The organism is Pseudomonas sp. MS01C9 (genome assembly GCF_058202755.1).
The window spans coordinates 1,548,513-1,565,994 of the sequence record NZ_CM177073.1 but is presented as its reverse complement, the minus strand read 5'-3'; the positions used below and the strand labels follow the sequence as shown (position 1 = coordinate 1,565,994).

The 17,482-nt window shown below is 61.5% G+C and carries 13 protein-coding genes; 6 read left to right on the top strand and 7 right to left on the bottom strand.

Annotated features, from left to right (window positions below):
* The first annotated feature begins 5 nt into the window (after nucleotides 1–5).
* Nucleotides 6–203 (top strand): YbdD/YjiX family protein, encoded by a 198-nt coding sequence (locus tag AC1M7R_RS07230; RefSeq protein WP_072390895.1) that lies wholly within the window; start codon nucleotides 6–8, stop codon nucleotides 201–203.
* Between the two features lie 269 nt (nucleotides 204–472).
* The gene (gene yjiA / locus AC1M7R_RS07225; protein ID WP_072459669.1) at nucleotides 473–1,441 is read left to right on the top strand and encodes a GTPase; all 969 of its coding nucleotides are present in this window, start codon (nucleotides 473–475) and stop codon (nucleotides 1,439–1,441) included.
* A 140-nt stretch (nucleotides 1,442–1,581) separates the two neighbouring features.
* Here yjiA and AC1M7R_RS07220 read toward each other — a convergent pair whose 3' ends face one another.
* The 3 genes from AC1M7R_RS07220 to AC1M7R_RS07210 form a co-directional block, all read right to left on the bottom strand.
* Nucleotides 1,582–2,127 (bottom strand): hypothetical protein, encoded by a 546-nt coding sequence (locus AC1M7R_RS07220; protein WP_490610318.1) that lies wholly within the window; start codon nucleotides 2,125–2,127, stop codon nucleotides 1,582–1,584.
* A gap of 228 nt (nucleotides 2,128–2,355) precedes the next feature.
* A complete protein-coding gene (gene glyA / locus AC1M7R_RS07215) occupies nucleotides 2,356–3,609 on the bottom strand; it encodes a serine hydroxymethyltransferase (protein ID WP_053153674.1) in 1,254 nt (417 codons plus the stop codon).
* A 231-nt stretch (nucleotides 3,610–3,840) separates the two neighbouring features.
* Nucleotides 3,841–7,689: a bifunctional diguanylate cyclase/phosphodiesterase gene (locus AC1M7R_RS07210; RefSeq protein WP_072432005.1), complete on the bottom strand. Its 3,849-nt coding sequence runs from the start codon at nucleotides 7,687–7,689 to the stop codon at nucleotides 3,841–3,843.
* Nucleotides 7,690–8,023: 334 nt separating this feature from the next.
* Between AC1M7R_RS07210 and ettA the strand changes: the two genes are divergently transcribed.
* On the top strand, nucleotides 8,024–9,688 hold the full coding sequence (gene ettA, locus AC1M7R_RS07205) for an energy-dependent translational throttle protein EttA (protein WP_072398583.1): 1,665 nt from the start codon (nucleotides 8,024–8,026) through the stop codon (nucleotides 9,686–9,688).
* A 160-nt stretch (nucleotides 9,689–9,848) separates the two neighbouring features.
* Here ettA and AC1M7R_RS07200 read toward each other — a convergent pair whose 3' ends face one another.
* The 4 genes from AC1M7R_RS07200 to AC1M7R_RS07185 all read right to left on the bottom strand — a co-directional run bounded on the left by AC1M7R_RS07200 (nucleotide 9,849) and on the right by AC1M7R_RS07185 (nucleotide 13,313).
* Nucleotides 9,849–10,340, bottom strand: a complete 492-nt coding sequence (locus tag AC1M7R_RS07200; protein ID WP_072398584.1) for a GreA/GreB family elongation factor — start codon at nucleotides 10,338–10,340, stop codon at nucleotides 9,849–9,851.
* A gap of 71 nt (nucleotides 10,341–10,411) precedes the next feature.
* Nucleotides 10,412–10,768, bottom strand: a complete 357-nt coding sequence (locus tag AC1M7R_RS07195) for a hypothetical protein (RefSeq protein ID WP_072398585.1) — start codon at nucleotides 10,766–10,768, stop codon at nucleotides 10,412–10,414.
* A gap of 109 nt (nucleotides 10,769–10,877) precedes the next feature.
* Nucleotides 10,878–12,731: an Lnb N-terminal periplasmic domain-containing protein gene (locus AC1M7R_RS07190; protein ID WP_072459673.1), complete on the bottom strand. Its 1,854-nt coding sequence runs from the start codon at nucleotides 12,729–12,731 to the stop codon at nucleotides 10,878–10,880.
* A 93-nt stretch (nucleotides 12,732–12,824) separates the two neighbouring features.
* Nucleotides 12,825–13,313, bottom strand: coding sequence for a DUF3015 domain-containing protein (locus AC1M7R_RS07185; RefSeq protein WP_024780764.1), 489 nt, complete (start codon nucleotides 13,311–13,313; stop codon nucleotides 12,825–12,827).
* Nucleotides 13,314–13,594: 281 nt separating this feature from the next.
* Between AC1M7R_RS07185 and AC1M7R_RS07180 the strand changes: the two genes are divergently transcribed.
* The 3 genes from AC1M7R_RS07180 (at nucleotide 13,595) to AC1M7R_RS07170 (ending at nucleotide 17,299) form a co-directional block, all read left to right on the top strand.
* Nucleotides 13,595–16,033, top strand: a complete 2,439-nt coding sequence (locus tag AC1M7R_RS07180; RefSeq protein ID WP_072398587.1) for a Lon protease family protein — start codon at nucleotides 13,595–13,597, stop codon at nucleotides 16,031–16,033.
* Nucleotides 16,034–16,340: 307 nt separating this feature from the next.
* Nucleotides 16,341–16,679 (top strand): PA4575 family protein, encoded by a 339-nt coding sequence (locus AC1M7R_RS07175; RefSeq protein ID WP_072398660.1) that lies wholly within the window; start codon nucleotides 16,341–16,343, stop codon nucleotides 16,677–16,679.
* A gap of 131 nt (nucleotides 16,680–16,810) precedes the next feature.
* A complete protein-coding gene (locus tag AC1M7R_RS07170; RefSeq protein WP_042731944.1) occupies nucleotides 16,811–17,299 on the top strand; it encodes a TIGR00645 family protein in 489 nt (162 codons plus the stop codon).
* The last annotated feature ends 183 nt before the right edge of the window (nucleotides 17,300–17,482 follow it).

Genomic DNA, 17,482 nt, shown 5'->3' with positions numbered 1-17,482 from the left:
CAACGATGTTCAATGACTTGAGTCGCCTCGGTAAATACCTCGGTCAGGCCGCCCGCCTGATGGTCGGCATGCCCGACTACGACAACTACGTCGAGCACATGCAAACCAAGCACCCGGACAAGCCGCTGATGGACTACGAGGCGTTCTTCCGCGAACGCCAGGAAGCCCGCTACGGCGGCAAGGCCGGGCCCAAATGCTGTTGAACCGCTGATTGCCGGCGGATGATGCAACCCTTGTGGGAGCGAGCTTGCTCGCTCCCACAGTTGTTTCTGGGGGGCTCAAGAGGTGCATACACCACAGACCTCTTTGTGAGGTGACCTCAGGATTTGCTTACGCCACGGATCCCTTGTGGGAGCGAGCTTGCTCGCGATGGCGGAGTGTCAGTTAATGATAATGTCCACTGACCCGATGCCTTCGCGAGCAGGCTCATCCCCAAAAATTGCTTTCCTTTCAGCTATCAAGGAGATTCAGTTTGTCCTCTCCCATCCCGGTCACCATCCTCAGCGGCTTTCTCGGCGCCGGCAAGACCACGCTGTTGCGTCATCTGCTCAAGGCCGAGCACGGCCTGAAAATCGCTGTGATCGAGAACGAATTCAGTGATGCCGGCATTGATACCCAATTGCTGGGCGATGAGCCGGTGCAGGTCATGACCCTGGCCAACGGTTGCGTGTGCTGTACCATCCACACCGACCTGACCAAGGCCCTGTACCTGTTGCTCGAACGGCTGGACAGCGGCGAGATCGCGTTTGACCGGTTGGTGATCGAGTGCACCGGCCTGGCCGATCCGGCGCCGGTGGCCCAGACGTTTTTCATCGATGAGGAACTGCGTGAGCGCTACATTCTCGACGGCATCCTGACCCTGGTGGACGCGGCCCATGCCGACCTGCACCTGGCCCAGTCCATCGCCCAGGCCCAGGTCGGGTTCGCTGACCGTCTGCTGCTCAGCAAGACCGATCTGGTGGACGCTGCGCAAGTGCAAGCGCTTGGTGAACGCCTGACCCGTATCAACCGGCGGGCGCCCATCCGGGTCGTGGAGCACGGCAGGATCGATCTGGCCGAGCTGCTCGATATCCGCGGCTTCAATCTCAATGCCGACCTGGGCGCGGGATTCAGCCTGCGACCGGTCCTCAAGCCGGCCACGGCAGATCGCATCAGCAGCCTGGTATTGCGCACTGACAAACCACTGGACATCGACAGGCTCAGCACCTTCATGAACCAGTTGCTGGAAGACCATGGCAAGCAATTGCTGCGTTACAAGGGTGTGCTGAACATTGCCGGAGAATCCCGGCGCCTGGTGTTCCAGGGCGTGCTCAAGTTGTACGGTTTCGATTGGGACACCGAATGGGCACCGGACGAGGCCAGGGAAAGCGTGATCGTTTTCATTGCCGATGAGCTGCCGGAGGAAAAAATCCGCGCAGGTTTCGAAGCCGTCCTGCTTTGATGTTCCCCAGACTGCGGGCGTTGCTCCGTGCAACGTCCGGCCCGCCTTGCCCGGCCAAGGGGCAAACCCCATGGCGAGGAGACGAATCCCTCGCCATCAGGATCCGCCAGCGTTGACCGTTCGTCATTCTCGTTGCGGGCTCAGGAGCGTTTTTTATCGACGACGCTCAGGATGAAGGTTATCCGGGATTTCTCTTCCGTTTCAGCGAGGTATATATAAGGCGAACCGCGTACTTTCATGCCGCCTATATACTTCTTATTGGCTGTCATCAGTGAAACAGGCAAATGACGCGCGTTGATATCGGCCCGCGTAATGACTGTGTCCTGATGGTCGATCAGCGTGAATGCCGTGGGCGTGTCAATGTCCGGGTCATTTACCCCCAGTACTTCGAGCCAACGGATGCCAATCAACTTATTGTAATGCTCGCCTCGGTTTCTGATGTGCAGCCTGTAGCCATCTGCCGTGGCGCTGAAATGCAGTCTCAGCGGTCGTGGTGCCGCGCCTCCTGCATTGGCTCGCAAGCCCAGCAAACTCGAGTGGTCCAGGGTCTGCGGCCTGCCGGTGAAGAACCCGCCGCTGAAGGAACTGACGGAGGCCAGTGCAGGCTTGCCATGGAGTACTTCCAGCAGGTTTACGTGGTTATCGGGCAGGCGGAGGGTTGCATCAAAAGAAAGATTACGGTCCATGTAATATTCGAATCCTTTGTGAAGTTCACGAGTTGTAGCGTTGTTCGGGGTCGATATTAATGGAATTTCCCAAGGCTATTGCCGGTCGGTGTATTGCAAGGCGTAAAGTGTTAAGGAGTGGAAGTTTCTGAATGGCTTGGAGTTATTTGCCCACTCCAGGGCGGCATTGAATGAAAAAGGCCCGCATCTTTCGATGCGGGCCTTTTTAATGACGGTTGAACGGGCTGATCAGGCGCCGTATACCGGCAGTTTCTTGCAGATGGCCTTGACCTTCTCACGTACGGCGTCGATGACCGCTTCGTTGTTCAGGTCGGCCAGGATGTCGCAGATCCAGCCAGCCAGTTCCTTGCACTCGGCTTCCTTGAAGCCACGAGTGGTCACGGCCGGAGTACCGAAGCGCAGGCCGGAAGTGACGAACGGGGAGCGTGGGTCGTTTGGCACCGAGTTCTTGTTCACGGTGATGAACGCCTTGCCCAGTGCGGCGTCGGCGTCTTTGCCGGAGATGTCCTGCTTGATCAGGGACAACAGGAACAGGTGGTTCTCGGTCCCGCCGGACACCACGTCGAAGCCGCGCTCGATGAACACGCCGGCCATGGCCTTGGCATTCTTCACCACCTGCTGCTGGTAGGCCTTGAACTCAGGCTGCAGCGCTTCCTTGAAGCAGATCGCCTTGGCAGCGATGACGTGTTCCAGGGGGCCGCCCTGGGCGCCCGGGAATACGGCGGAGTTCAACTTCTTCTCGATGTCGGCGTTGGCGCGCGCCAGGATCAGGCCACCACGTGGACCGCGCAGGGTCTTGTGGGTAGTGGTGGTGACCACGTCGGCGAAAGGCACCGGGTTGGGGTAGACACCAGCGGCGACCAGGCCGGCCACGTGGGCCATGTCCACGAACAGGTAGGCACCGACCTTGTCGGCGATTTCGCGGAAACGGGCGAAATCCAGGACCTGCGAATAGGCGGAGAAGCCGGCCACGATCATTTTCGGCTTGTGTTCGAGGGCCAGGCGCTCGACTTCGTCATAGTCGATCAGGCCGTTGCCGTCGATGCCGTACTGGATGGCGTTGTACAGCTTGCCGGAGGACGAAACGCTGGCGCCGTGGGTCAGGTGACCGCCGTGGGCCAGGCTCATGCCCAGGATGGTGTCACCGGCCGACAGCAGGGCCAGGTAGACGGCTGCGTTGGCCTGGGAGCCGGCGTGGGGCTGGACGTTGGCATAGTCGGCACCGAACAGTTGCTTGGCGCGGTCGATGGCCAGTTGCTCAACTACGTCTACGTACTCGCAACCACCGTAGTAGCGCTTGCCCGGGTAGCCCTCGGCGTACTTGTTGGTCAGAACCGAGCCTTGAGCTTCCATCACCGCGGGGCTGGTGTAGTTTTCCGAAGCGATCAGCTCAATGTGCTCTTCCTGGCGCTGAGCTTCTTGCTCCATGGCGGCAAAGAGATCGGCGTCGTACTTGGCAATAGTCAAATCACGGCTGAACATGGCGGTCCTCAAGGATCGGGGGCAGAAAAGGGGGGCATTCTAACCCAACCGGTTTTGGAAGGCATATGAAAGGACGTCATGTCGCGGACGAATGGGATTCAAGCAGCCATGCTGCGTGGCCTTGGCGGGCCCTATCGCGAACAAGCTCGCTCCCACAGGGTGATGGGCACGCAGGTCAACATGTGGGAGCGAGCTTGCTCGCGATGAGGCCACCACAGGCACCGAAGAACCTCAGTCGAGCATGAACAACGCATCATTGCTGAACTGTGCTTCGAACCGATTGGCCGGCATCGGGCGGCCGAACAGGTAACCCTGGACCTCATCACAGCCATGTTCGCGCAGGAAATCGAGTTGTTCGTGGGTCTCGACCCCTTCTGCGATCACCGCCAGGTTGAGGCTGTGGGCCATGGCGATGATCGCCCGGGCGATCTGGGCGTCCTGTTCGCCGGAGGGCAGGCCATCGACGAAGGTCCGGTCGATCTTCAGCACGTCGATGGGGAATTGCTTGAGGTAGTTGAGCGACGAATAGCCGGTGCCGAAGTCATCCACGGCGATGCTCAGGCCGAGGTTCTTCAATCCGGCCAGGATCTGCATGGCCTCGCTGACCTCACGCATCAGGATACTTTCCGTCAGTTCCAGCTCCAGGCAGGCCGGCGGCAGGCCGGTGCTGCGCAGGATGTTGGCGATGCGCGTGCCGAGCTGGCCGTCGGAGAACTGCCGGGCCGAGATGTTGACCGAGACCTTCGGCACCCGGACCTTGGCCTGGTGCCAGGTCTTGAGCTGCCGGCAGGCCTCGCTGATGACCCAGTCGCCGACATCCACCACCAACCCGAGCTCCTCCAGCACCGGGATGAAGTCCCCTGGCGGCACCAGCCCGCGGCGCGGATGACGCCAGCGCAGCAGGGCCTCGGCGCCGGTCAGGCGTTTGCCGTCGCCGCTGAACTGCGGTTGGTAATACAGCACGAATTCGTTCTGTTCCAGGGCGTGGCGCAAGTCGCTTTCCAGTTCCAGGCGCTCCAGGGCGCTGGCGTTCATATCGGCCTGGTAGAACTGGAAGTTGTTCTTGCCGCGTTCCTTGGCGTGGTACATGGCCGTGTCGGCGTTTTTCATCAATTGGCTCAGTTCGTTGCCGTCCTGTGGGCTCAGGGCGATACCGATACTGGCGGTGACGAAGAATTCCCGGCCTTCGAGGACAAATGGCCGGACCAGGCTGGCAAGGATCTGTTCGGCGACGTTGATCGCCCGGTTCAGCGCCATTTCCCGGCTGGCCCGTGGTTGCAGCAGCAGGGTGAACTCGTCGCCGCCCATGCGGGCCACGGTGTCGTCGTCGGCGACGCAGCCCAGCAGCCGGGTTGCCATCTCCTTGAGCATCCGGTCGCCAGCGGCATGGCCCAGGGAGTCGTTGATCGGCTTGAAACGGTCCAGGTCGAGGAACATCAGCACCACCCAGGTCTTCTGCCGTTCGGCCGATTGCAGCGCGGTATGCAGGCGGTCCTGGAACAGCGTGCGGTTGGGCAGGTGGGTGAGGGCGTCGTAATAGGCCAGGCGATGAATGCGCTGCTCGCTGGCCTTGCGCTCGCTGATGTCGCTGAAGAAACACACGTAGCTGGCCAGGTCGCCTTCGTCGTCCAGCACCGCCGTGATGCCGACCCAGGCCGGATAATGCTCGCCGTTGCGGCGCTTTAGCCAGACTTCGCCTTCCCAGGTGCTGTGCTGTTGCAACTGTTTGAGTACGTAGCGCAGGTGGGCTTCCTGCTGGTCGTCCACGGTCAGCATGTTGGGCAACTGGTCGAGCACCTGCGACACCGCGTAGCCGCTGACACGGCTGAAGGCTTCGTTGGCCTGGACGATATAGCCGGCCGGGTCGGTGATCAGGATCGCCGACGTGGAGTGCTCGAACACCGTGGCGGCCATGCGCAGGTCCTTCTCGGCGCGCCGTTGCTGGCTGATATCGCGGCCGACGCCGAGTACGCCTTCGAATGCGCCCAGATCGTCCCACACCAGCACCAGTCGCAACTCGATAGGGATTTTTCGGCCGTCGGCCCGCAGGCAGTCGAACAGGAACAGCTGGGTCTGCATCTGGTTGCGCAGCTCGGCCAGTTGCTCGGGCTTGTCGAGGGCCTTGCTCAGGCGGTCCATCAGGGTGTAGATGCCGGTCAGCTGTTGCGGATTGGCGATGGTCGATTGCCAGCCGTTCTGGAAGATCCAGTCGGCGTTATAGCCCAGCACGGCTTGCACTGACGGGCTGACGTAGTTGAGCGAAAGCTTGTTGTCGGTGGAGAAAATCACGTCGCTGATGCTTTCGGCGAGCATCCGGTAGCGCTGCTCGCTGTCGCGCAGCGACTCACTGGCTTCGATCTGTTCGGTGATGTCCTTGGCCACGCCGATGATCCGCGTCACCTGGTCGTGACGGTCCCGGGCCAGGGCCTGTTCGCGGATCTCGAAACGGCGCCACTTGCCATTGCGATGGCGAAAGCGCAACTGGCACTGGAGCAATTGGCTGTAGCCGCCTCGTCGTTGCTCCTGGCGCAGGTCCTGATAATGGTCGGCGTCGTCGCTGTGCAGCAGGATTTCCCAGAAGTACTCGCCCATCTGGTGCAGTTCGGTACGGTCGTACCCCAGGGTCTGGCCCAGGTGGTGGTTGCTGAAGATCATCCGCTGGCTGATGACGTCCTGCACATAGAGGTGGTCCGGCACGGTGCGCACCACGTCGGACCAGAAGCCTTCGCGTTCGAGCAGGGAGAGTTCGATCAGCTTGCGGCTGGTGATGTCGTTGATGCTCAGGATGACGGCGTTGTAGTCCTCCTGTTTTTCCGGCAGGCGCAAAACCAGCCACAGGTGTTGATCGCGCCCATGGGCGTCCTGGAGCTTGATTTCCAATTCCAGTTGCTTGTGGGGATCGAGCAGGGCTTCCAGGAGTTTCGAACCGACGGGGCTGCTGTCCTGGGGACCGTTGCCCACCAGCAGTTGCCAGGCCTGCCCGCAGGAATCGACATTGAGCAACCGCAACGCCATCTGATTGACTTCGGTGATGCGCACTTCCTGCTGCAACTGCTCGAGTTGGTGCGGGACTTTCATCCAGGTGCGCAGTTGATCGCCGTTATGCAGGCCGGCCTTGGCGAAGAATGACTTGAGCCCCGACAGATCGAGTACGCACAAGGCCACGCCGGTGCCTTCGAAGATGTCTTGATAGCGCCGGCGACCTTCGTGCAACTGCCGTTGACGGCGGCGCATGTTGAGCAGCGCGATCACCGGCAGCATCGAGAAAGCCAGCCCCAGCAGGCACTTGCCGATGAAGGCCGGCAACAGTTGCTCGAGCACCTGCCGGCGGTCGAACAGCCCGCGCAATTGCCAGTCGCTGCTGCTCAGGGGCACGGTCAATACGGTATTGTCCAGATCCTCGGGCGACAGGTGTACCGGGGTGACCGAAGGGTGGCTCTCGTCGCGGCTGATGATCTGCCGGTTGAGGCGGTTTTCCACCAGCCACAGTGGACGCAGGCCTGTATCGGCCTGCTTGGTCAACGTGGCGAAGAAGCTTGGAGTCAGGCGCAGGGCCCAGTAGCCGCGAGTACTGCCGGAAGCCTGGTGCAACAACAGGTGCACCACGGAGCCGTCGTCTGCATTGCTGAAATAGTGCGCCTGGGCGTGGCTGCGGCGCACCAGTTCGGTCAGGTAGCTGGCGTCGTGGCTGTCGGCGTCGCTGTCGCTGAGCACCCGGCCGGAGGGGCTGAGCAACGCCAGGCTGCGCAGTTCAGGCAGCGATTGCTGGAGTTTGCGCAACAGGGCCTGCTGTTCGTCGGCCGTTTGCGGTTGTTCGACGATCGGTAGCAGGTTGAGGGCGATCTGCGCATTCAGGGCCATGTTCAGGCTGACTTGCGCGGCCAGGTCGGCGGTGTAGTCAATGGTGTACTGGCGTTGTTGCTGCTGGGTAACACGCAATTGGTCGAGCAACTGCCAGAAGAGCAATCCGAGCAGCAGCAATACCAGCGTGGCCAGGGCGCCCTTCAATGTCCCGCGCAGGGGCGAGCCAGGCACAGCATCCGGTGCACGTGGGGACAGAGTCGGTGTGACGTTGGACAAGCTGTAATCCTGCAGTTTGCTGGACTGGCGCGACGTGCACTATAAGCTGGACGCCCGAAGGGCGGCTAGCATGCCTTGAGTTGTGGCAAAGTGCCAGTCCCTGGCGGCTGGACCTTGACGGACGGTTGAGGTAGCTTTGCCGGTCAAACCAGGCTTTGTAAGAAAGTTCGCCGAACGGCGGTCAGGCAAGCCGCAGGCACCTTTCCTACAAACCCAGGAGCGCACGCTCAGACTCCCAGGCTTTATCTGCCCGCAGGCATTGATGACCGTCAACTGCCGGCGCCGCGCATGGCCCGGCTCGTTCTTTTCACCTGTCACAGACGCTAGGTTCACCATGGCTCAATACGTCTTCACCATGCATCGGCTGAGCAAAGTTGTTCCGCCGAAGCGGGAAATCCTGAAAAACATTTCATTGTCATTTTTCCCCGGCGCCAAGATCGGCGTGCTGGGCCTCAACGGTTCGGGTAAATCCACGCTGCTGAAAATCATGGCCGGCGTCGATAAGGAATTCGATGGCGAAGCCCGCCCGATGCCGGACCTGAACATTGGTTACCTGCCTCAGGAACCGCAACTGGATCCGACCAAGACCGTTCGTGAAGTGGTCGAGGAGGCCGTCAGCGCGATCAAGGACGCCCAGGCACGCCTGGATGAGGTCTACGCCGCCTACGCCGACCCGGACGCCGATTTCGACAAGCTGGCCGCCGAACAGGCCAAGCTGGAGGCGATCCTGCAGGCCAGCGACGGCCACAACCTGGAGCGCCAGCTGGAAGTCGCCGCCGATGCGCTGCGCCTGCCGGCCTGGGACGCGAAGGTCGAACACCTGTCCGGCGGTGAAAAGCGCCGTGTGGCCCTGTGCCGCCTGCTGCTGTCCGCTCCGGACATGCTGCTGCTCGACGAACCGACCAACCACCTGGACGCCGATTCCGTCGCCTGGCTCGAACATTTCCTGCACGACTTCCCGGGCACCGTGGTGGCGATCACCCACGACCGTTACTTCCTGGACAACGTCGCCGGCTGGATCCTGGAACTCGACCGCGGCGCGGGCATTCCTTACGAGGGCAACTATTCGGGCTGGCTGGAAGCCAAGTCCGAGCGTCTGGCCCAGGAATCCAAGCAGCAGTCGGCCCATGAAAAAGCCATGAAGGAAGAGCTGGAGTGGGTGCGCAAAGGCGCCAAGGCCCGCCAGTCCAAATCCAAGGCTCGTCTGCAACGCTTCGAGGAAATGCAGTCCCAGGAATTCCAGAAGCGCAGCGAAACCAACGAGATCTACATCCCGGCCGGTCCGCGCCTGGGTGACAAGGTCATCGAATTCAAGAACGTCACCAAGGGCTACGGCGATCGCGTGCTGATCGACAATCTGTCGTTCTCCATGCCCAAGGGCGCCATTGTCGGCGTGATCGGTGGTAACGGTGCGGGTAAGTCCACGCTGTTCCGCATGCTGATGGGCAAGGAGACGCCGGATTCGGGCACCATCGAAATCGGTGAAACCGTACAACTGGCCTGCGTCGACCAGAGCCGCGAAGACCTGGATGGCAGCAAGACTGTGTTCCAGCAGATCTCCGACGGTTCCGACCAGATCCGCATCGGCAGCTATGAAATCCCGTCGCGCACCTATGTGGGGCGCTTCAACTTCAAGGGTGGCGACCAGCAGAAGTTCGTCAAGGACCTGTCCGGCGGTGAGCGTGGGCGTCTGCACCTGGCGCTGACCCTGAAGGAGGGTGGCAACGTCCTGCTGCTCGACGAACCGTCCAACGACCTCGACGTCGAAACACTGCGTTCCCTGGAGGAAGCCCTGCTGGACTTCCCGGGCGCCGCCATTGTGATCTCCCACGACCGATGGTTCCTTGACCGCGTGGCGACTCACATCCTGGCGTACGAAGATGACTCCCAGGCGGTGTTCTTCGAGGGCAACTACACCGAGTACGAAGCCGATCGCAAGAAACGCCTCGGCGAAGCCGCTGCCCAGCCGCATCGTGTACGGCACAAGAAACTGGCCTGATCAGCCTGTGGAATTGTTGTAGGCGTGGCTTGCCTGTGCAGGCGTCGGTTCATTCAACATCCGTGTTGCCTGTTCCGCCGCCTTCGCGGGCAAGCCCGCCACGATGCTTGCGCTAGCTCATAATGCCGTGTTCGAAAGGGCCTGGCGGAGGCCATGAGGGTTACCCCGGCTCTATTGCAAGCACTTCGATCGCCAGATCCCCCACCGGTCGTTTCCAGACCACTTCTTCTCCGACCCTGGCTCCCAGCAATGCCCGTCCCAGGGGCGAGCCCCAATTGATCAGCCCACTGGCCGCATCGGCCTGGTCTTCGCCCACCAATTGCACCCGCTGCTCGTGATCATGCTCGTCGACAAAGGTCACCCAATGTCCGATCCGCACCTGGTCCGATGACGTTGGCGTCACCACCTGTGCACTTTTCAAGCGCTGGTTGAAATAGCGCAGATCCCGTTCGATATCCGCGATGCGCTGCTTGTCCGCCTGCTCCTGCCTGGCCGTCTGTTGGCTGTGCAGAGCCTGCAACTGGGCGACCCGGGCCTGCAGTTGGGCAAGCCCGGCGGGGGTGACGTAGTTGATCTGCGCGCTGACCTGGCGTTCGACCGGCTGATCGGCCTGGGCCGCGGCGTTGTCTTCGTTGACGAAGGCACGACTCATGGTTTTTCTCCTTTCCTGGAGTTTGGGCCATGCTGGCAGGCTTTTGGTTTCCCCGAATGCCTGTATGCGACTCACTGCGAGCGATAAGCCCGGGCGGCGTCCCGATCCTTTTCCTGCTGCCAGGCCCGCTCGCGCTCGTCCCAGTGCCGTTCGCGGTAGGCATCGCGCTCTTCGCTTTCGCGCATGGCCAGGCATTGGCGCAAGCCATCCTGCCAGCCTTCGGCGTAATGGGCGTCCTTGAGGTAGCGTGGAACGTCCTTCCTGAACTGGCCGGTGATCACGCCGGCTGCCTGACGGCCACTGCTGCAACCATCATCGAAGCCGTCGGCGAACGCTGGAGGAAAGCCCCGTGCGATCAGGTCCTGGTGGGTGGTTTCACAGCCACCGAGCAGCATCAGCACAGCCATTACCGTCACTACGCGCCTCATCGATCGCCCTGCCTTGCCCATTCATGGAGAAAGTCTAGAAGTCGATTTGTCGGGCCGACGTGAAAGCGTTGTGATGAATCCGTTCACCGAGCGAGCGGTCGTGGGCCGATCAATAGTGGTACCACTTGACCTCCAGCATCACCTCGTTCTCCGGCGAGGCCAGGTGGCTGAACTCGCGCTGTGCACTCAGACGCAGACCAAGGTTGCGGGACAGTTCCCATTGTTGATTCAGGCTCACGCTGCGGCGTACCTCTCCATTGGTGAAGTAGTCGCCCTTGGCCTCCAGGCTCAGGTTGCCCAATGGGTTTTTCCACAGCACGCCGCTGTTGAAGCCGGCGGCCGGGGCGATGAACTGAGCGAAGTCGTTGTTGTGTTCCACCCGCACCGTGCCCAGGGCAAACCCGAGCACGTCTTCGCCCAGCGCCCAGGTGCCCCCGGCACCGCCATTGACGTGGCTGACCAGGGTTTCATCGTCATGCTTGCCCGGCACTCGCTCCAGGCCTCCCGTGACCTGCCAGGACCACGGCTGTAGCAGCTCGTTGCGCGGGGTCAGGGAGCGAATGGTCGCCAGGTCCAGTTGCTGGACCTGCCAATCGTTGCCTTCGTACTGGCGCAGTTTCAACTGCAGGATCTCGATCTGCGCCCCCAGCGGGAAACTCTCGGCATTGTCATTGAGGTCGTGGTAGGCCATGCGCAAGCCATATTCACCGAACGCCCGATCGCCCCGGGTACCAAGGCCGGCTTGCCATGTGCGCGATTGATGACCGTCCTCGGGCAGACCCGGCTGCGGGATATCGAGCTCCGGGGCAGGATTGCGGTTGATGGCCCTCAACAGCTCGAAGCTGCGCTGGGCCCGCTGTGGGTCGCGCTCCTGACCATTGGCTCGGTACCGTTCCAGACGATAGGCCGCGTCGACCACCAGGGCCTGGCGCTCGCGAGGCAGTGCCCTGAACCCGGGCGTTTGCAGGTTCTGCTGGTCGGCGCTGACCTTCAGGACCCATTGCTGTTCGTCGTCATCGAGCGGCTCGGCACGGCTGAGCAGTTCCCGCTCGCGGGACGGCCGATACTGGATGCTCTCCACCAGGCCAGCGTCCTTCACGGCCTTGACGGTGTCGGTGGGAATCGCGGTCAGCGGGAACTGTTCGGTCAGGCGCAGGCCGGGGCGAGCCACTTGCAGCAGTTCCAGCAGGCGATAGGAGCAATTTTCGTCGAAGAAAAAGTAGTCGAACCGGATCTGCTTGAGCTCCCAGACATGCTCGACCATCCGCTCGGTTTCCGCCTGGCTCAGGTTGAGGCGGTATTCCCACAGGTCGCGGTTCTCCAGGCTGCGGTATTCAGAGAGCTTTTCCTGGTAGGGCACCAGGGCGAACAGGCCGGGATAGCCTCCCATCAGGCCTTTCCAGGCGTAGAGCAGGCTGTTGTCGGAGCCCTCGATGTAGGCACCGAAGTTGATCGCGTAGCTGAGCAGGGCGGTCTTGTCGCTCTGCACGTCGGCCTGGTCGATACGCAACAGGGTGTGGCCGAACATCGACGAGGGGCTGTTCAGGTACGCCGCGGGAAAGATCATCACTGCGCTATGAGGAGAGACGTCCTTGAACCATTGGGTGAAATCGCTGCAGTTGACCACCGGCAGGTCCGTCAGGTTGAGCTGCGCCTTGAGCCATCGCGTGCGTGCCGGGTACACGCATTGGGCGTGCTGCTGGCCGGCGTCGGCCGGGCCGTACAGGGCTTGCAGCGTGGCGCTCAACTCGTGGTCGGGGTGTTCGTTGCCGTCAGGGGCGAGGAAGAATTTCTCGTCGTTGATATAGCTGCGCCAGCCGCCCAGCTTGGCGGTTTCGTAGTGGCCCAGGGAAATCCAGAAGGGGTCATTGGCCAGTTGCTGCAAACGTTGGGTGTCGACATGAGGCGCGGCGGACAAAGGGGCGCACACACAGAGCGCCAGCCAGGCAAGGCGTTTGAGCATAGTCGGCTACTTGGAAAGTCAAAAAATAAAAAGACCGGAAGGGGGGCCTCGAAAAGAAAACCCGCTCCCCGAAAGGAGCGAGTGGGGTCGAGCTTAAGCTTGAGTAGCGTACTTGGCCAGGCGAGGATCGTTTTTCAGCACGGCCAGGGTGTTGGTATGCACATCTTCTGCGGTCACGTCAGCCTTGCTGAAGATCTGCTGGAAGTGCTCGTGGGTAACGGCGGAGAAGTGGGCACGGTCTTCCGGTGCCACACCCAGTACCACGGCATAGGTGGTCAGCGCTTCGCCCTGCCCCTTGGCCATGTCTTCGGACAGCTCGTTCATCATGCCATTCATGGCCAGCCAGGACTTGCCACCGTAGGTCAGTGCTGCGTTGGTGGAGCAACCATTGGTGCCGGAGGTCATGCCGAAGGTGGCGTTGCCGGAAGTGCCGTTGGTGGTGGATGCCAGGAAGTGAGCCGGGGTGCCACGCTGACCTTCGAACAGCATGTTGCCCCAACCGCAATCCGGACCGCCTGGCGCCTGAGCCATGGCGTTGAGGGATACAGCGGTGAAGAGAGTACCGAGAAGAATCCGTTTCATAGCTATGTTCTCTTTTATGTGCATACCAATCGGACAGGGTCTGGCCCGAAGGGCCAGGCGCCAGTGGGCCGGTTATTCATCCAGCCGCGCAAGTTGGAGTTTAGGCACGATCCGAGGGTTCCGTGACATTTTGCAAAAAACTATCCATAAACCCATGTATTTTCTGGCCCGCGCCCCGGGTGAACGTCTTGACTATGCTTTGGCCTGAGGCGCTCCTTGCCAGTGCGGTGCGGGGGGCGCCAGAATGCCGCTATCTGCCCCGCCTGATGTAAGGAAGCCCGATGCCTGATCCTGTTGCTGCCAGCCTGCGTCTAGCGCCCGAAGCGCTGACTCGTCCGTTTTCCGCTGAACAGTTCAGCTTCTCTACCACCAATGATCTGGAGCCCTTCCGCGGTGTGCTTGGCCAGGAACGTGCGGTCGAAGCCTTGCAGTTCGGCGTGGCCATGCCGCGCCCCGGTTACAACGTCTTTGTCATGGGCGAACCCGGTACCGGCCGGTTTTCGTTCGTCAAGCGCTACCTCAAGGCCGAAGGCAAGCGCATGCAGACCCCGGCCGACTGGGTCTACGTCAACAACTTCGACGAGCCTCGTGAACCCCGGGCCCTGGAGCTGCCTTCGGGAACCGCTGGCGCTTTCATCGCCGATATCAACGGCCTGATCGACAACCTGCTGGCGACTTTTCCTGCGGTCTTCGAGCACCCGTCCTACCAGCAGAAAAAAAGTGCCATCGACCGCGCGTTCAACCAGCGCTACGACCGTGCCCTCGATGTGATCGAACGCCTGGCGCTGGAGAAGGATGTCGCGCTGTACCGCGACAGCAGCAACATCGCCTTCACCCCGATGAGCGAAGGCAAGGCCCTGGACGAAGCGGAATTCGCCCAGTTGCCGGAGGCCGAGCGCGAGCGTTTCCATGAAGACATTTCCAGCCTGGAAGAGCGCCTGAACGAGGAACTTGCCAGCCTGCCGCAATGGAAGCGCGAGTCCAACAACCAGTTGCGCCAGCTCAACGAAGAGACCATCACCCTGGCCCTGCAACCCCTGCTGGCGCCGCTTTCGGAGAAATATGCCGAGAACGCGGCCGTCTGCGGTTACCTGCAGGCGATGCAGGTCAACCTGCTCAGGACCGTGGTCGAGCAACTGGTGGACGACAGCAAGACCGACGCCATCGCCCGCAAGTTGCTGGAGGAGCAATACGCCCCGAGCCTGGTCGTAGGGCATCCGGCGAGCGGTGGCGCACCCGTGGTGTTCGAGCCGCACCCGACGTACGACAACCTGTTCGGACGCATCGAGTACAGCACGGACCAGGGCGCGCTCTACACCACCTACCGGCAGTTGCGTCCCGGCGCCTTGCACCGGGCCAATGGCGGCTTCCTGATCCTCGAAGCGGAAAAAATGCTTGGCGAGCCATTCGTGTGGGACGCCCTCAAGCGCGCCCTGCAATCGCGCAAGCTGAAGATGGAATCACCGTTGGGTGAGCTGGGCCGGGTGGCCACGGTGAGCCTGACGCCGCAACACATTCCGTTGCAGGTCAAGGTCGTGATCATCGGCGCTCGTCAGCTGTACTACGCCTTGCAGGACCTGGATTCGGATTTCCAGGAAATGTTTCGCGTGCTGGTGGACTTCGACGAAGACATCCCCATGGGCGACGAGAGCCTGGAGCAGTTCGCCCAGTTGCTCAAGACCCGCACCTCGGAAGAGGGCATGGCGCCGCTGACCGCCGATGCGGTGGCGCGCCTGGCCACCTACAGTGCGCGCCTGGCCGAACACCAGGGGCGCCTGTCGGCGCGCATCGGCGATCTGTTCCAGTTGGTCAGCGAGGCGGACTTCATCCGTCAGTTGGCCGGGGACGAAATGACCGATGCGGGCCACATCGAGCGTGCGCTCAAGGCCAAGGCCACCCGGACCGGGCGCGTTTCGGCGCGGATCCTCGACGATATGCTGGCGGGAATCATCCTGATCGACACCGACGGTGCCGCCGTGGGCAAGTGCAACGGCTTGACGGTACTGGAGGTAGGCGATTCGGCATTCGGCGTACCGGCGCGGATTTCCGCCACGGTGTACCCGGGCGGCAGCGGCATCGTCGACATCGAGCGGGAGGTCAACCTGGGCCAGCCGATCCACTCCAAGGGTGTGATGATCCTCACCGGTTACCTGGGCAGTCGCTACGCCCAGGAATTTCCCCTGGCGATTTCCGCCAGTATCGCCCTGGAGCAATCCTACGGTTACGTCGACGGCGACAGCGCTTCCCTGGGGGAGGCCTGCACGCTGATCTCGGCCTTGTCGAAGACGCCGCTGAAGCAGTGTTTCGCCATCACCGGGTCGATCAACCAGTTCGGCGAAGTACAGGCGGTGGGCGGGGTCAACGAGAAGATCGAAGGTTTCTTCCGTCTCTGTGAAGCTCGCGGGCTGACCGGCGAGCAGGGGGCGATCATTCCCCAGGCCAACGTCGCCACCCTGATGCTCGATGAAAAAGTGCTGGCGGCCGTGCGGGCAGGGCAGTTCCACGTCTATGCGGTGCGCCAGGCCGACGAAGCGCTGAGCCTGTTGGTCGGCGAACCTGCCGGTGAGCCGGATGAAAACGGCGAGTTTCCCGAGGGCAGCGTCAACGCCCGGGTGGTGGAGCGACTGCGGGTGATTGCGGAAATGGTCAGTGAGGAGGACATCAAGGAGGCGGAGAAAGAGCAGGCGCAACAAGCGCTGGCAGAGACCAAGCCGGCCTGATACGACTGCCGTTCACCTGGTGCTGATCGGGAATGGGCTGGCTGGCCAAGGTGGTTGTTCGGTGAACATGCCGTTGACTGAAACACCGCCATTGCGAGCCAGCCCGCTCCCGCAATGATTGGGTCAACTCAAGAAAAGCCATCGCTTTGGCGTCAATATTCACACTATGACCATTCGGCGCATTCTGGTCTTGGTGGGCTTGCTGGCGGAACTTTTCTTCTATCCTCAGTTCAAGGATAGCGAGAGATCATCATCGGATCGAAACAGCCTCTCGGGGCTGAACACCGTATCACTGAGGGGCGCCGCCATGTCGCGCAACCTTTGCCTTACCCGTCAATGCCTGGGCCTGGTCACCCGGATCGAATGCGCCATCCGTCCGCTGGCGGGCGACAACGGCATGTGGACCTTGCTCTTTGCCGCCGGAATGGCCGGCGAACAACCTTCCGCTCTCAAGGCCCAAGGGCCTTTCCCAGGCCCGAATGCGGCCGAGTCCATCCTCGATACCATCGTCCAGAGCCTGACATTGCATGGCTACGAACTGGCCGACGACCCTCAGATCTGGTGCCTGCACATGCAAGCCCAGCTGCGTGAAATCAATGGCGGGCGCAGTCGCAACGGCGGCTTCGAGTTCCGTCCACCCCGTTGAGCGCCGGTGCCGGACCGTTTCATTAAGTAAGAATTTGATACAAGGGCAGGGCCCAGGGACGGGCCCGGCGTTTGTGGGGCAGATGGTGGCTGGTATACTCGCCGCCATTTTCAGCCCTGGTGTGAGAATCAATGGAACGCTTTATCGAAAACGCAATGTACGCCTCCCGCTGGCTGCTGGCGCCGATCTACTTCGGGCTGTCCCTGGGTTTGCTGGCGTTGGCGCTGAAATTTTTCCAGGAAGTCTTTCACGTCATCCCTAATGTGTTCTCCATGGCCGAGTCCGACCTGATCCTGGTGCTGCTGTCGCTGATCGACATGGCGCTGGTGGGTGGCCTGCTGGTGATGGTGATGATTTCCGGCTACGAGAACTTCGTCTCGCAACTGGACATCGATTCCGACAAGGAAAAGCTCAACTGGCTCGGCACCATGGACTCCTCTTCGCTGAAGATGAAGGTCGCGGCCTCCATCGTGGCGATCTCGTCCATCCACCTGCTGCGCATCTTCATGGACGCCAAGAACGTCGATCCCGAGCACCTGATGTGGTACGTGATCATTCACATGACCTTCGTGGTGTCGGCCTTTGCCATGGGGTATCTGGACAAGCTGACCAAGCACTGAGGCCAGCCCATCGTCCTGGCGCAGCGCCCGTCTGTCTAAAAACAGGCGGGCGTTGTCGTTTCTGGCGGGGTATCTTTGATGCAAGGGCACGTCACCCGCCGCGGCATCTGTGCTAGTCTGCTCGCCCTTTTGGTTCCGGGCGCTTCGGGAGGCGCTGTGTCACGCACGGCGATTTCCCGAGCC